Source organism: Croceibacterium salegens (assembly GCF_009827435.1).
Lineage (GTDB): Bacteria > Pseudomonadota > Alphaproteobacteria > Sphingomonadales > Sphingomonadaceae > Croceibacterium_B > Croceibacterium_B salegens.
Genome location: NZ_WTYM01000062.1, coordinates 3477 through 17980 on the forward strand (window position 1 = coordinate 3477; position 14504 = coordinate 17980).

Annotated in this window: 16 protein-coding genes and 2 tRNA genes; 6 read left to right on the plus strand and 12 right to left on the minus strand. The window is 65.7% G+C overall.

The genetic code is table 11. The annotated features are described in order from the left end of the window. Window positions 1-85 precede the first annotated feature (85 nt). A tRNA-Ser gene (locus tag GRI89_RS17320) sits at window positions 86-175 on the minus strand. A 168-nt stretch (window positions 176-343) separates the two neighbouring features. On the opposite strand from GRI89_RS17320, the gene hspQ reads away from it, so the two are divergent. After that, window positions 344-724, plus strand: coding sequence for a heat shock protein HspQ (gene hspQ / locus GRI89_RS17325; protein WP_159798285.1), 381 nt, complete (start codon window positions 344-346; stop codon window positions 722-724). A 7-nt stretch (window positions 725-731) separates the two neighbouring features. Here hspQ and GRI89_RS17330 read toward each other — a convergent pair whose 3' ends face one another. Then, entirely contained in the window at window positions 732-1634 is a 903-nt protein-coding gene (locus tag GRI89_RS17330) for an ABC transporter permease (RefSeq protein WP_159798286.1), read from the minus strand. 83 nt (window positions 1635-1717) lie between these two features. Here GRI89_RS17330 and GRI89_RS17335 point away from each other — a divergent pair, with 83 nt between their 5' ends. Continuing rightward, window positions 1718-2404, plus strand: coding sequence for a GcrA family cell cycle regulator (locus tag GRI89_RS17335; RefSeq protein WP_159798287.1), 687 nt, complete (start codon window positions 1718-1720; stop codon window positions 2402-2404). Between the two features lie 398 nt (window positions 2405-2802). Here the strand turns inward: GRI89_RS17335 and GRI89_RS17340 are convergent, their stop codons facing one another. The 5 genes from GRI89_RS17340 to GRI89_RS17360 form a co-directional block, all read right to left on the minus strand. Beyond that, on the minus strand, window positions 2803-3531 hold the full coding sequence (locus GRI89_RS17340) for a helix-turn-helix transcriptional regulator (RefSeq protein WP_159798288.1): 729 nt from the start codon (window positions 3529-3531) through the stop codon (window positions 2803-2805). Between the two features lie 119 nt (window positions 3532-3650). Further along, the gene (locus GRI89_RS17345; protein ID WP_159798290.1) at window positions 3651-5003 is read right to left on the minus strand and encodes an MFS transporter; all 1353 of its coding nucleotides are present in this window, start codon (window positions 5001-5003) and stop codon (window positions 3651-3653) included. 109 nt (window positions 5004-5112) lie between these two features. Beyond that, window positions 5113-6063 (minus strand): SDR family oxidoreductase, encoded by a 951-nt coding sequence (locus GRI89_RS17350; RefSeq protein WP_159798292.1) that lies wholly within the window; start codon window positions 6061-6063, stop codon window positions 5113-5115. A gap of 145 nt (window positions 6064-6208) precedes the next feature. After that, window positions 6209-7078 (minus strand): SDR family NAD(P)-dependent oxidoreductase, encoded by an 870-nt coding sequence (locus GRI89_RS17355; RefSeq protein ID WP_159798294.1) that lies wholly within the window; start codon window positions 7076-7078, stop codon window positions 6209-6211. Window positions 7079-7087: 9 nt separating this feature from the next. Continuing rightward, entirely contained in the window at window positions 7088-7558 is a 471-nt protein-coding gene (locus GRI89_RS17360) for a GlcG/HbpS family heme-binding protein (protein ID WP_159798296.1), read from the minus strand. Between the two features lie 136 nt (window positions 7559-7694). Here GRI89_RS17360 and GRI89_RS17365 point away from each other — a divergent pair, with 136 nt between their 5' ends. Beyond that, window positions 7695-8216, plus strand: coding sequence for a DUF1993 domain-containing protein (locus tag GRI89_RS17365; RefSeq protein ID WP_159798298.1), 522 nt, complete (start codon window positions 7695-7697; stop codon window positions 8214-8216). A gap of 3 nt (window positions 8217-8219) precedes the next feature. Here the strand turns inward: GRI89_RS17365 and GRI89_RS17370 are convergent, their stop codons facing one another. Both GRI89_RS17370 and leuC read right to left on the minus strand, forming a co-directional pair. Next, complete coding sequence (locus GRI89_RS17370; RefSeq protein ID WP_159798300.1) at window positions 8220-8618, minus strand: GFA family protein; 399 nt, start codon at window positions 8616-8618, stop codon at window positions 8220-8222. After that, window positions 8615-10045, minus strand: a complete 1431-nt coding sequence (leuC, locus tag GRI89_RS17375) for a 3-isopropylmalate dehydratase large subunit (protein WP_159798302.1) — start codon at window positions 10043-10045, stop codon at window positions 8615-8617. Before leuC ends, GRI89_RS17370 begins: the two co-directional genes overlap by 4 nt. A 79-nt stretch (window positions 10046-10124) precedes the next feature. Here leuC and GRI89_RS17380 point away from each other — a divergent pair, with 79 nt between their 5' ends. Together GRI89_RS17380 and GRI89_RS17385 are read left to right on the plus strand one after the other, a co-directional pair. Beyond that, entirely contained in the window at window positions 10125-10640 is a 516-nt protein-coding gene (locus GRI89_RS17380; RefSeq protein WP_159798304.1) for a sterol desaturase family protein, read from the plus strand. Continuing rightward, on the plus strand, window positions 10640-11236 hold the full coding sequence (locus GRI89_RS17385) for a glutathione S-transferase family protein (protein ID WP_159798306.1): 597 nt from the start codon (window positions 10640-10642) through the stop codon (window positions 11234-11236). The genes GRI89_RS17380 and GRI89_RS17385 overlap by 1 nt, the downstream gene beginning before the upstream one ends. Here GRI89_RS17385 and GRI89_RS17390 read toward each other — a convergent pair. The 3 genes from GRI89_RS17390 to GRI89_RS17400 form a co-directional block, all read right to left on the minus strand. After that, window positions 11220-11768 carry a GNAT family N-acetyltransferase gene (locus GRI89_RS17390; protein ID WP_159798308.1) on the minus strand — a complete coding sequence of 183 codons (549 nt, stop codon included), beginning with the start codon at window positions 11766-11768 and terminating at the stop codon, window positions 11220-11222. The genes GRI89_RS17385 and GRI89_RS17390 overlap by 17 nt on opposite strands. Before the next feature lie 2 nt (window positions 11769-11770). Continuing rightward, window positions 11771-12949, minus strand: coding sequence for an amino acid aminotransferase (locus GRI89_RS17395; RefSeq protein ID WP_159798310.1), 1179 nt, complete (start codon window positions 12947-12949; stop codon window positions 11771-11773). Between the two features lie 79 nt (window positions 12950-13028). After that, entirely contained in the window at window positions 13029-13805 is a 777-nt protein-coding gene (locus GRI89_RS17400) for a DUF1134 domain-containing protein (protein WP_235913505.1), read from the minus strand. 211 nt (window positions 13806-14016) lie between these two features. Between GRI89_RS17400 and GRI89_RS17405 the strand changes: the two genes are divergently transcribed. Then, window positions 14017-14108 (plus strand) — tRNA-Ser (locus tag GRI89_RS17405). Window positions 14109-14504 lie beyond the last annotated feature (396 nt).

Genomic DNA, 14504 nt, shown 5'->3' on the forward strand with positions numbered 1-14504 from the left:
CTGTTCGAAGCATCGGTACGGTTGTCGAATTATCCAGATCTGAATCGATGTTCTGGAAAAAACGGAGACAATTCAGCCGACTAGCTGGCGGAGAGGGTGGGATTCGAACCCACGTTACGGTTGCCCGTAAACCGCATTTCGAGTGCGGCGCATTCGACCTCTCTGCCACCTCTCCGCGGGGTGATTCCGACGCTCGCAGGCGCCCGGTCGACCGGAAAGCGCGGCGGTTAGCGGAAGGGTGCACGGTTGCCAAGCCCCTCTTGACCGCGTGAAGCAATTATCCGGGCATGGGCCCCCAGAGACAGCTTGTTTCGCCCCTGCGGCCTTCTATATTCCCTGTCTCATGGACAGATCGCAGTACTATTCTCCGCAAGCTGGGCGCCGTATCGATGCGCCGTCCGCTTCGCATGCCCGCTTCGGAATCGGCGACATCGTCAAGCATCGCCTGTTCGATTTCCGCGGAGTGGTGTTCGACATCGACCCGGTCTTCGCCAACTCCGAAGACTGGTACGAAGCGATCCCGCAGGACATGCGCCCGCGCCGCGACCAACCGTTCTACCACCTGCTCGCCGAGAACGAGGACAGCTCCTACGTCGCCTATGTCAGCCAGCAGAACCTGCTCGGCGACAGCGAAGGCGGGCCGGTCGATCACCCGAGCGTGCACGAACTGTTCGAGGACTTTGCCGACGGGCGCTATCGCCTCCGTCGCAGTCTGACGCACTAGGCGTCGCTCAGCTCTTCAGCTTCCACCCGCTCTTCAGCAGCAGGTAGGCGCCCCAGCCGAACATCAGGTTGAGGACGCCGAGGCCGAGCGCCGCGCCGATCACCGCCTGGTTGGTGTTGCCGATGTCGCTCTGGCCGAGGAAGCCGAAGCGGAAGCCCGAGATGATGTAGAAGAACGGGTTGGCCCGGCTGATCGTCTGGAACAGCGGCGAGAGATTGCTGATCACGTAAAACGTGCCCGAAAGCAGCGACAGCGGGGCGACGACGAAGTTGGTCACCGCTGCGTTGTGGTCGAATTTCTCGGCCCACAGGCTGGCTACGAGGCCGAGCAACGAGAGGAACGTTGCTCCCATCAGCGCGAACCACAGGATCGCCCAGGGGTGCGCGGCCTGCAACTGCACGCCCGGCCACAGCGCCATCGCCAGCGCCAGCGCGCCGCCGACCATGAAGGCCCGCGTGATGGCGGCGGCGACGATGCCGATCATCAGTTCGGCGTTCGACAGCGGCGGCATCAGCAAGTCGATGATCGTCCCCTGAATCTTGCCCGCAAGCAGCGAGAAGCTCGAATTGGCGAAGGCATTCTGCATCATTCCCATCATGATCAGCCCCGGTGCGACGAACGTGGCGAATGGAACGCCAAGGACCATCCGGTCACCGCGGCCCATCGCCACGGTGAAGATGACCAGGAACAGCAGGGTCGTGACGGCGGGAGCCCAGATTGTCTGGGTGTGCACCTTGAGAAAACGGCGCACCTCCTTCATATAGAGGCTCCACAGCCCGATCCGGTTGAAGCCATGGATCAGCGGCTGCCCCTTGGGCGGAAACTCCCGCCGTGTCTTCTCGTTGGTCTGTGCTGGGCCGGAACTCGATCCGGAATCGGCGGCCATGACGGGTTGGGCTTGATCGGCCATGGGGCGCCGACTATCGGCAGCGCCGCGCGCTGGCAAGCGCAACGCGGCTGCCGGGCGCGAATTTGAAGAGGTAACGAAACAAGATGAGCTGGACTGACGAACGCATCTCCAAGCTGACCAAGATGTGGGAGAGCGGCGCGACCGCGAGCCAGATCGCCGACGAGCTCGGCGGGGTTTCGCGCAACGCGGTGATCGGCAAGGCGCATCGCCTCGGCCTCAAGTCCCGGCCCTCGCCGGTCAAGCCGAACGAAACGCCGGCGGCGAAGACGGGCAAGGCGGCCGCGCAGGCCAAGCTGGCGGCCAAGGCCGCCAAGCCGAAGGCGCCCGCGCCCAAGGTCGTTCCGGCCCCTGCGCCGCGCCCGGCGCCCGCCGTGACCGGTGCGCCGGCTTCGGCCGTGCCGAGCCAGCCGCTTCCCAATCCGACGCCGGACATGCCCAAGATCGTCTCGGTCGGTCCCGGCGGCTTCCTGCGTCAGGGTCCGGGCGACCAGCAGGCGCCGATTCCGCCGGCCCCGCCGCGCCGCCTCGTGCCGGCCAAGCCGAGCCCGGAGATCGCCGACAAGACCAGCCTGCTCGACCTCAACGACCGCGTCTGCCGCTGGCCGATGGGGCACCCGGGCGAAGCCGACTTCCATTTCTGCGGCGAGAAGGTGAACCCGGGGTTCCCCTATTGCGTCGAGCACTGCGGGCGGGCCTACCAGGCGCAGCTGCCGCGCGGTGCGCGCCGTCCCCCGCCGCCGCTGCCGTTCGGCGGCCCGCGCGTGCGCTGAGGCGCCCACTCATCGTAGCCCATGTCCGCGTCGAAAGCGGGCATGGGCACATCGCGTCCGATCGAAATCTGGCAGCGCTCGGCACGATCCGCGCGCCGCGTTCCTGCGACTTGGGATGGTTGCGCCTGACCGGAAAAGCTCCGTGCGGCCAGCCTCCTCTGAAGGAGGAAGGGCGAGGAGCCTGGTCCGCACGGATTCTTGAAGGAGTGTGGCACCCCGGGCTTGGGGACCGGGGTGCCGAGACCTGGTGCAGACTTCGAATTACGACCCGAAGAGTTGCGGCCCGGCCTCCGATGCGTGTTAGCGCTACATTAGAGACAATTCATGTCCCGTAATTGCGCTACACAAAAAGGTATGCTGCACCCGCTTCGCGAACCGCAATCCGTGTAGCAATGCGGCTAGTGCACGGTGACGATCAGGCCGTTCGAAAACGCCTTCAACGAGGCCGAGGTCCGGTCGGCGACGCCGAGTTTGGCAAAGATTCTGCGGACATAGACATCGACCGAAGACGGCGAGATGCCGAGCAGTTCGGCAATGACCGAGTTGCTCTTCCCCTGGCTGATCAGTTGCAGGACGTCGAGTTCGCGATTCGAGAGCCGATGCGCTTCTTCGTCGACCCGGACCAGCGAGCAATAGCGCTGGAAGGACAGTTGTGCGGTGACATTGAACCGCACCCGCATAAGGTCCTCGGAAAGAGGGAGGGACCTGGGCAAGGAAGCGCCGACGAACCCGGCGCGGCCGTTGGGTCCGTAACACGCGGTGCCGATTCCCCTGGCCATGCCATAGCGTGCAGCAATTTCGAGATAACGCTTGCCTGCGGCATCGATCTTTTCGTGCTCGAGGATCCCCGGCCAGATGATTGCCCCCGTGTGACGTAGCGCGATGCTCGGGAACGGATCGGTCTTGTGCAGGCGCTCGCGGTACTGCCGCTCCCATGCAGCTGCAAACCCGACATTGCCGAGATTCCGGCCGACGCGCGCGTCGCGAGTCAGCGGTGCCAGGAAGTAGGCCTTCGTCAGGCCCAGCATTGCGAAAACGTCCATCGTCATCGTGCGCAGCTGCACGACAGTCGTTCCCTGCACTAGCGCTCGCAGGCGAGCACCGAACTCATCCTGGTCGAATTCCATGAGACTTCCCAAGCTCGGAAGCATTTAAGAAGGCCGTATAATTATATTTCTGGACTGCTTCCGTGGATGTAACATTAACACTCAAAATTGAGGCACTCAAGGGCGGGCTGACGAATGCGTCAATTCATTGGTGTGCCCCGGGTCTTGCGCGCCGGAGGGACATGGCGATCGTTGACCAGGGCCGCAGCAGATATCAGCACCGCGCCGACGCAGAGCACGCCGAAGAACGGTAGCAGGCTGCCCCCGCCGAGATCGATCAGCCAGCCGCCGAGTCCCGTTGCGGCAATGGCGCCGACCCGCCCGACGAAGATGCCGAAGCCGATGCCTGCCGAGCGGCACGAGGCCGGGTAGCCGTGGGTCATCAGGGCATAGAAGCTGGCTATGGCGCCGCTGAACAGGGCCGCCGACAGGCCGTAGAGCACGATCACCAGCGTCTGCTCGCTGCCAGTCGGAGTGGCTGGAAGCGACTCTAGCACTACGGTGAACACCAACAGCGTAATGAACAGGCCGGCGCTCAGCGTCAGGACGACGCGCTGCGAACCGAGCCGCTGGATGACCACGCCTACGGCGATCGAGGCGATCATCGAGGTGATCCCGCCGACCGCCACGGTGTAGGCGGCGACGTCGAGCGTCAGGCCCTTGGCGGTGAGGAAGGTCGTGCCCCAGTTGAGCATACCGTAGGCGACCATCGTGGCCGCTGCGAAGGCGATGCCAATGCCGAGGTTGAGGCGCGCGTTGCTTGCGTCGAGCACACCGATGGCGCCGGCGGCGGTGTCGGTCATGTGCCGCTCTGGTGCCAGCGGCGGATCGCCATCGAGCACCTTGCGGGCGGCGATCTTCGCTTCGTCCGGTTTGCCCCGTGAGAGCAGGAACGAGGGACTGTCGCGCAGGATCGCAACGATCAGGACGACGACGATCAGGGTGGAGAGGCCGACCGCTACGAACGTCCCGCGCCAACCGTAGGTGTCGAGAAGCGTCGGGGCGAGCGAAGCGACGACCAGCCCGCCTGCCGGGGTGCCGACCGAGAGCGTGGTCACGCCGACCGAGCGCCATTTGTCAGGCAGCCATTCGCCGGCCAGCGCGATGGCATTGGCATAGGCCGAACCGAATCCTAGCCCGCTGACAAGCCGCCAGGCAGCCATCGCCCAGACGTCACTTGTCGTGCTGGCCCCGACCGTACCGAGCGCAAACACAAGCGAGGCGAGGGCCAGCGACCAGCGCCGTCCCACCGTATCGCCGAGCCAGCCGCCGCCCCATGAGCCGATCCCGAAACCGACCAGCGCCGAGCTCATGGCGATACCGAAGGTGCCGCGGTCGACGCCGAATTCCTCGATCACCACCGGCGCGACGATGCCGAGCAGCTGCGCGTCCATCCCGTCGGCGACGAGCACCAGCATGCAGATTGCGAACGTCAGGATCGAAAAGGTCCTGATCGGCTGGCGCGACAGCGCCTCGCTGAAAGCTAAGGCCATGAAGTGAATTCCTCCCCGTGGGCATACTTCCCGGTCTGCCAGGAAAATGCCAGCGGTTTGAGGCAAGCTGCGGGCGGTTGCCCGTCCACCTCGACAAGCTCGACCGAGCCTACTGTCCTCCCGCCGGCGACTTGGAGCCGAGGTCCAGCGCCATATCTTCCTTGCTCTCCGCCGGCACCGGGCGATTGCCGGGCGCCATGAGGTTGCGGGTCATCTCGCGGCGCATCGTTTCGAACTTCACGCGGCCTGCCGGGGCCGGCTCCTGCGGGAAGGCGTCTTCGATCTCGCGGTGGCGGTCTTTCACTTCATCGAGGAACTCGTTGTTGGTGAAGATGTAGAACCGGTTTTCCTTGATCGCCGCGACCACGGCCTTGCCGGTGTCGTAGGGATCGATGGCGGCGCGCATTGCGTCCCACAGGTCCTTGAGGAACTGAGGCGCGCCTTCCTCCTTGATGTGCTCGGGATCGTCTTCGGGAAGCGGTACGAGCGCGGTGCGGGTCGCACCGGGGAACAGGCACGAGACGCCGATGCCCTTCTCGGCAAGCTGGATGCGCAGGCTCTCGGAGAACCCGCGCACCGCGTACTTGGCGGTCGAATAGGCGGCGAGGCCCGGGAGGGGGACAACACCGGCCATGCTGCTGGTGTTGACCACGTGGCCGCCTTCGCCCTGTTCGCGGATGATCGGCACGACGATCTTGGTGCCGTTGACCACCCCGCCGAGGTTGACCGCCAGCGCGCGGTCGAAATCGTCGAAATCGGGGCTCGCCGCGGTCCCGCCGCCGTTCACCCCGGCGTTGTTGCACAGTACGTGGATCTTGCCGAAGACTTCGAGCGTCTCGTTCGCCGCGGCGCGCAGGTTGTCGCGATCGGCGACGTTGGCCTTGACGAACTGGACCGCGTTGTTGCCGGCGAGCTGCTCCTTCGCCTTGGCGATATGGTCGTCGCTCCAGTCGGCGAGGCTGACCTTCATCCCCTCGTCGAGGAACGCCCGCGCCATGCCCAGGCCGATGCCGCTGGCGCCGCCGGTGATGAAGGCGACTTTGCCCGTCAGGTCTTGCATCTAGATCCTCCCCAGAATGGGGAGGGGGACCGCGACGCGCTGCGGCGTGGTGGAAGGGGTTGTCCTCCAGGTGCAGCGCGTTGGGCGATTCCCCTCCACCATGCTTTGCATGGTTCCACTCCCCGTGCCGGGGAGGAATTTGTTTCTACTCATCCCTGAATTGCCCGAAGTCGGGCGCCTCTTCCTTCTTGTCCGGCGTCGCGTCGAGCACGGCGGTCGCCCGGGCGCGCATGGCGTCCTTGTAGAAGCCGTGCGTCACGATGTAGGTCTGGTTGGCTAGGATGCCGTCGGCCACCAGCCGACCCGCGTCCTCCGGCTCCATCCAGTTGTCGCCGACGATGCGCCGGCCGAGCTTGGCCTCGCTTTCCTCGTATCCGCTGCCTTCGCGCAGGTGCTCGGGGCGGTTCTGCTGGGTTTCGTGGATGCGGCTTTTCACCGGGCCCGGCAGCAGGATCGACACGCCAATGTCGTGGGCGGACAGCTCGGCCTTCACGCTTTCGCAGTAATGGCAGACCGCGGCCTTGCTCGCGGCATAGATCGCCATGTGGCTTGGCATCACGACCTCGGCGGCGAGGCTGGCGGTCGAGACGATATGCCCGCCTCGCCCGTGCGCCAGCATCTGCGGCAGGAACTCGACGAAGCCGTTGATCACCCCGCCGACGTTGACCCCGAAGCCGAAGTCGTAATCGGCATAGGTCGCCTTGAGGATCGGCCCTTCGAGCCCTACGCCGGCGTTGTTGACGAGGATATCGATCCCGCCGAACTCGTCCTGCATCCGGCCGGCGGCTTCGCGGTATTTTTCGCGCGAGGTGACATCGAGCTGGAGGGCGCTGACCGCGTTGGATCGCCCACCCTCGGCGAATTCGGCCAGCGCGTCGTCGATATGGTCCTGCCTTAGGTCGGCCAGCACGACCTGCGCGCCGCGTTCGATCAGCACCTTGGCGATGCCGAGCCCGATCCCGCTCGCACCACCGGTGACGAATGCGGTCTTACCTTCGAATGACGTGATCGGCACGACGGTTCCTTATCCTGCGCTGTGCGCCATCCCGGCGGCGGCGATGCCAGCCTCGCCGCAGGCGCTGTCCTCGGCACTTTCGGCACCCGAGACCCCAACTCCGCCCAGCGGTGTTCCGGCGGGAGTGAAGATCGGCGTCCCGCCTTCCCAGGTGGCGAGGCCCGGCGGGCCCTTTCCCCAATTGGCGGTTTCCTTCGAGGCGACATGGATCGTCGCCGCCGACTTGCCCTTCCACATAGCGAAATCGGCCACCGCGGTGGGGGTTCCGTCGGCGATGGCAAATGTGATCAGCCGCCCGCTCTCGTCGAAGACCGCGACCGCAACCTGCAGCTTGTGTTCCGCCGCCCAGGCAAGGCAGCCGTCGCGCACCTTGGCGGCGGTCGCATAGTCGAGCATCGGACGTGCGGTTTGCCCCGGGGCGGGTGCAGAAGCGAACGCAATCAGGGCTGCAAGCGCCAGTGTCGGGCGGGACGGTCTCATCGGCGGTCTCTCCTCCGCGCAGCCATCGGAATGGCTTCTCACGCGCCTGTCGTTGTTGACTAGGTCCGTGCTACCGTCTGGCAGAGAGAATCGCCTGCGTCCATGCCGTGCGCGGGTCTCGCAGGGAGAATTGCCGATGTCGTTTTCGCTCCATGCCGCCACCGTGCCCAGCTACCTGCAGATCCTGCGCGGCACCGCCAACTGGCTAGACAAGGCCGAGTCCTTCGGCGCGGAAAGCGGGCGCAGCGAGTCGGAAATGATGGACGCCCGGCTGGCGCCGGACATGTTCCCCTTCAACCGCCAGGTGCGCGCCACCGCGATGCACAGCCAGGGCGCGATCGAGGGCTGCTTCAAGGGCCAGTTCTCGCCCGACCTGAGCCCGCCGCCGGACAGTTTCGCCGGTCTTAAAGAACGTTTGGGAGAGGCAATTGGTTATCTTGAACAGCTTGATCCGGCAGAATTCGAGACATTGATCGGCAAGCCGATGCGCTTCGTCTTCGGTAGTGCAGACGTGCCTTGGGCCGCCGATCAGTTCCTGCTCAGCTTCTCGATGCCGAACTTCTATTTCCACACCACCACCGCCTACGCGATCATGCGCGCGATGGGCTGCGAGGTCGGGAAGATGGACTACCTCGCCGGGATGCGGACGGCGAAGTAGGGCTCAGAAAGGCGCGTCGAGCGCGAAGAGGACTTCTTCGTGGCGGGCCGGCGGGCGCTCGCCTTCACCCTCGTCGGCGCGGCCGTCGGGGAAGCGGATCGGCAAGCCGACCAGTTCGTCGGGATCGAACAGCCGCATGTTGAGCCCCATGCGGTCGTAAGGCTTCAGCGAGGTCCAGCTGACGGTGGCGCTGCAGGTCGGGCAGAAGTTGGTCTGCAGGAACTGCTCGATATCGTCGCGGATGAATGCCTTCGTCTCGCCCTCGACGGTTACCTCGGAGGGAGCGTAGTAGCCCCACAGCCCGCCGAGCCGGAAGCACAGTGTGCAGTTGCACGAGTTGAGGAATTCCGGCTTGCGCAGGACGGTGACGGTCACCCCGCCGCAGGGGCAGGTGCCCTTCAAACCAGTTCCCGCACGTCGGTGAGCTTGCCGGTCACGGCAGCCGCCGCCGCCATGGCCGGACTGACAAGGTGGGTGCGAGCGCCGGGGCCCTGGCGGCCTACGAAGTTGCGGTTTGAAGTGCTGGCGCAGCGTTCGCCCGCCGGGACCTTGTCGGGGTTCATGCCGAGGCAGGCCGAGCAGCCCGGCTCGCGCCATTCGAGCCCGGCGTCGGTGAAGACCTTGTCGAGCCCCTCCGCCTCGGCCTGCGCCTTCACCAGTCCCGAGCCGGGGACGACAATCGCCCACTTCACGCCCGGCGCCTTGGTGCGGCCCTTGAGGATCGCGGCGGCGGCGCGCAGGTCCTCTATGCGGCTGTTGGTGCAACTGCCGATAAAGACGTTCTGCACCTCGACCTCGTCCATCCGCTGGCCGGGTTCGAGGCCCATGTAGGCGAGGCTGGCCCTGGCCGCCTGTTGCTTGCCGGCGTCGGCGAAGCTCGCCGGGTCAGGCACGACGCCGCCGATGGCGACGGTATCCTCGGGGCTGGTGCCCCAGGTCACGGTCGGCTCGACGTCCGCCGCATGGATGACCACGGTCTTGTCGAATTCGGCGCCCTCGTCGCTGAACAGCGAGCGCCAGTAAGCGACGGCGGCATCCCACTCCGCACCCTTCGGGGCGAGCGGACGGCTCTTGAGATAGGCGAATGTTGTATCGTCGGGAGCGATGATCCCGGCGCGTGCGCCGCCCTCGATGCTCATGTTGCAGACCGTCAGGCGGCCCTCGATGCTCATCTCCTCGAACACCTTGCCGCGGTATTCGATGACGTGCCCGGTGCCCCCGGCGGTGCCGATCGCGCCGATGATGTGCAGGATCAGGTCCTTGGAAGTGATGCCGGGACCAAGATCTCCCTCGACCACCACCTGCATGGACTTCGACTTGCGCAGCAGCAGCGTCTGAGTGGCCAGCACGTGCTCGACCTCGCTGGTGCCGATGCCGAAGGCGAGAGCGCCCATGCCGCCGTGCGCCGCGGTGTGGCTGTCGCCGCAGACGATCGTGGTGCCGGGCAGCGAGAAACCCTGCTCGGGACCGACGACGTGGACGATGCCCTGTTCCTTCGCCGTCGCGCCGAAGTAGCGCACGCCGAACGCCGGGGCATTGCGTTCGAGCGCTTCGAGCTGGCCGCGGCTTTCCTCGTCCTCGATCGGCACGCGGTTGCCGTCAGCGTCGATGCGCGCCGTGGTCGGCAGGTTGTGATCGGGCACGGCGAGCGTCAGCTCGGGACGGCGCACCTTGCGGCCGTTCATGCGCAAGCCCTCGAAGGCCTGCGGGCTGGTCACTTCGTGGACGAGGTGGCGGTCGATAAAGATGAGGCTGGTGCCGTCGTCACGCTGTTCGATGACGTGGGCGTCCCAGATCTTTTCGTAGAGGGTACGGGGCTTGCTGGCCATGGCATTGCAGATGGACTCCCGGCACGCGCAAGGCAAGCAGGGGCTGTCTTTGAGCGGCCAAAGTCCTTATTTAGGGGCTATGTCTTGGCTCGCCCCCGCTCTGATCGTAATCGCCACCGTGCTGGCGATGGAATGCGTCGCGTGGAGCAGCCACAAGTACGTGATGCACGGTTTCGGCTGGGGCTGGCACCGCGACCATCACGAACCGCACGACAAGCGCTTGGAGAAGAACGATCTGTTCGGTGTCGTCGGCGCGGGGATCTCGATCTCGTTCTTCGCCATCGGCAGCCCGCTGGTGATGGGGGTGAACGCTTGGTGGCCGGCGACGTGGATCGGCCTCGGCGTGTTGTTCTACGGCATCATCTACACGCTGGTGCACGACGGTCTCGTCCACCAGCGCTATTTTCGCTGGGTGCCCAAGCGCGGTTACGCCCGCAAGCTGGTCCAGGCGCACAAGCTGCACCATGCGACGGTGAGCAAGGAGGGCGGGGTGAGCTTCGGCTTCATCTTCGTGCGCGATCCGCCTGCGCTCAAGGCGGACCTCAGGCGGCAGGCGGCGGCCGGGCAGACGCAGCTGCGAGACAGCGCCTCATAATGAAATTGTGGATCGCGCCGGGATCGAGCTCGTTCGCACCGCACATTGCACTCAACGAAATCGGCGCCTCGTTTGAGCTGGTCCCGCTGTCGTTCCACCGGAAGGAGACCCGCAAGGCGGGCTACCTGTCGCTCAACCCCGCAGGCAAGGTTCCGACGTTGGCCAATGGCGACTTCGTACTGACCGAGGTCCTGGCGATCCTGTTCTACCTCGCCCGCAAGTTTCCCGAGGCGGGCCTGATGCCGGGCAGCGGAATCGCCGGGGAGGCGCGCGGGCTGTCGTGGATGAGCTACCTCGCCAGCGGTATCCACCCGACCTTCGGTGGCCCGCCGGAGGATACCATTGCCGCCTTCGCCGTCGCCGAAGAGCGGCTGGCAGGCCACGAATGGGCCGTGGGCGCCCACTACTCGATCGTCGACATCCACCTGTTCCGCCTGTTCTGGCGGGCGCACCACACGATCGGCCTGCCGCGCGAGACACTGCCCGGCTTGTGGGCGCATTACGAACGCGTGGGAAAACGACCGGCGGTCAAGGCCACCCAGGCCGCGGAGGCGGCGCTGGGCTACGAACTGCGCGGCCTCAAGCTGCCCGACTGAGCGGGCCGGTCGCGAAGCTTTCGCGGGTAATCTCGTAGACGACGTGCGCTACCGGGCCATTCGGCGTGTCGGTCATGTCGATCTGGTCGGTCAGCCGCCCTCCGATGTGCTCCATCGCTTTGCGGCTGATGACATTGTCCTCGCCAACGCGGAAGTTGACCACCTCGACATGTCCGAGGGCGTGAGCGAGCATCAGCCGCTTCATCTCGGCATTGGCGCCGCTGCCCCACAGGCGCCGGGCGAGGAAGGTCCAGCCGATCTCTACCGAGCCGCCGTTCATCGGGTCGTATCCCTGGAAACGGCTCGAACCGACCACTTCTCCGCTCGATTTCTCGATCACCGCCAGCGCGCCGCGCTTGTCGAGCGCATCGGCGAAGAAGGCGCGAAAGACCGGCTCCTGCCAGCGATTGTGCATCGGGTGGACTGCCCAGATCTGCGGGTCGCTGGCGACGGCGAAGAGCGCGTCCCAGTCGGCGGGTTCCAGCGGCCTGAGCAACAGCCGCTCCCCTTCGAGGACCGGCTGCCGGTCCATGGTTACGAGGCCACCGCGCTTACGGCGTGGATGAACTTTTCGATGTTGTCCATCGTCAGACCGGCGACGTTGATGCGGCCCGATCCGGCCATGTAGATGCCATGTTCGCTGCGCAGCTCGGCAATCTGGTCCTTGTCGAGCGGCAGGGTGGCGAACATTCCGTTCTGGTGGGCTAGGGGAGTGAGGTCGACCGAGCCGACCTGTCCCGCCGTGCCTAGGCGGTCGCGAACCTGACGAATGCGCGCGCGCATCTGGTCGAGCTCGTCCTGCCACATGGCGGTGAGCTTTTCGTCCTCGAGGATCAGGCGGACCGCGGCGGCGCCGTGGTCCGGCGGCATCGACCAGGCGGCGCGGGCCAGCGCGTAGCCGTTCGACATCACCCGGGCGAGGCTTTCGGTGTCGGCAGTCATCGCATAGAGCGCGCCGACGCGGTCGCGGTAGAGGCCGAAATTCTTGTCGCAGCTGTAGGCGATCAACGCCTCAGGCACGGCGGCGATGACGCGGCGCGCCCCGTAGGCATCCTCATCCATCCCGTGGCCGAGGCCCTGGTAGGCGAGGTCGACGATTGGCAGGACGGGGCTGCCTTCGAGCAGCTGCGCAATGTCGTCCCACTGTGCCGGTGTGTAGTCGACCCCGGTCGGGTTGTGGCAGCAGCCGTGTAGCAGCACCGCATCGCCTTCGCGGCCATCAGACAGCGCGGCTTCGAGTGCGGCGAGGTCGGCAGCGCCGTCATCGGTCGCATGCGCGAAGGTCACTAGCTCGAGGCCGAGGTCCTTGATGATCTGCGCGTGGTTGGGCCAGCTCGGTATGCCCATCAGGATTCGGCTCACCCCGCAGGCCTTGGCCAGCGCGAGCGCAAGGCGCACAGCGCCGGTGCCGCCGGGGGTCTGCATCCCGTCGATGCGCCCGCCGATCGTCGGGTCTTCACCGTCGAAGATGTAGGGCATCAGCGCATGGACGAAGCCCATGTCGCCTTCGGGGCCGAGATAGGACTTCGAATCCTGTTCCTTGACCAGCTTCTGCTCGGCCGCCTTGATTGCGCCGAACACCGGGGTTTCGCCCTGGCCGGTGCGATAAACGCCGACGCCGAGGTCGATCTTGTCGGCGCGCGGGTCCGCGTCGTGGAGCTTGATCAGCGCAAGGAGCGCGTCGGGCGGCTGTTGGTCGAGTCTGTCGAGCATGGCGGGCGACGCTTTGCCGCCGCCGTCCACGCTTCGCAAGCGCGAAGAGGGGTTTTCTGTCCCTAGTTTTGCTGCGCGGTCAGAAAGGCAGCCAGCGCTGCTTCCTGGAAAACTTCATGTAGCCTGCATTGATGCCCAGCCGCACGCCCGCGCCCATGCGGATCGGGATGAGCACCACGTCGCCCCATCGGAGGTAGCTCGCGGTCAGCCCGCCGACGAGGTAGGCATCGCCTTCGCCCGCCGGGAAGCGCTTGTAGAGATCGTCGGTGTCATAGAGGTTGTAGACCAGCACAAAGGTGTTGGCGGCGTTGGCGCCAAGGTCGAAACCGATCGAGGGGCCGGTCCAGTAGACCGGGCGTTGGCCTTCGACCTTGTGGTAGAGCGTGCCGGAACCGTAGCGCAGGCCGAGCCCGACCGCCGCGCCGGCCTCGCGCCCGACGATGTAGCCATTGGGCTCTCCCTGCTTCTTGAGCAGGTCCTCGATCATCCGAGCGACGCCTTCTGCGCCTTTGCCGAACACGCCTTCGGCGGCGCCGATCAGGTCATCTTCGTGATAGGTGTCGGCTTGCGACGTCGCGACAGCGGGCTGGACCGCTGCGGGTACCGCGGCGGTCACCACCGCATCGGCCACGACGGGTGCTGGCTGGACCGTCGAATTGGATTCGGCCGGCAGGTCGAGCGCAGGCTCGGGATAGCTCGGCGTTTCTGGCGGCTGGTTGAGGTCGCCGTCGATGGCGGCGTAGTCGTTGGGGTCGACTTGCTCGATGTCCTGCGCGGCGACTTGCGCGCTGCCGAAAGCGGCGAGCGCAAGTCCGGCGGCCAGCAGGCAGCGGCGTGAAGCGGCGATAATTTTCATGACTTTCATTCCCATCCCGTCCGCGTGGACGCTTCCACACGACAGAAGAATCCACTGCCGCTGAAGCGGCAATGAATGCGCGGCAGGGCGAATCGGTTTTGCGGTGAACCGAGTCCCGATCACCGCCTGGCAGCAATTTTGCGCTGGTGCCTGGAGCGCCCTTGAAGCCCGCAAGACCCGCCGCTATAGGCCGCGCTCGCCGCTTGGGTCCGGAGACGTGGGTGAGTGGCTGAAACCAGTTCCCTGCTAAGGAACCATACCTGGTAACGGGTATCGAGGGTTCGAATCCCTCCGTCTCCGCCATTTTGTCTGTAATATCAGATAGTTGACCCACGGAGCGCGCCGAAACGGCGCATTCCTGCGCGTTTCTGCGCGCGACCTGGTACCCCGGAGAGCGTGACGCGAGGGAGAATCCGGCGCAAATCGCCGGGATTCTCTGCGGCCAATCTGGCAGGTACCCTTCTCGTAAATTGGGCGGCTGAACGAGGAGCAGGAACGAGAAGCGGCGCCGAGGCGCCGCGCGGGAACTCGGCATGGACCCGGTCAGGCGATGTGCAGCACCCGCTGCTGCCGCGACCACTCGATCGGCAAGTCGTGCAAGCCCATGAGCGCCTTGGCGCTTATCGACGTCGGTACCTTGCCGGCGATGATCGCCTCGATGATCTCGGGGGCAAGGAAGCTGAGGCGCATGACGCGGGT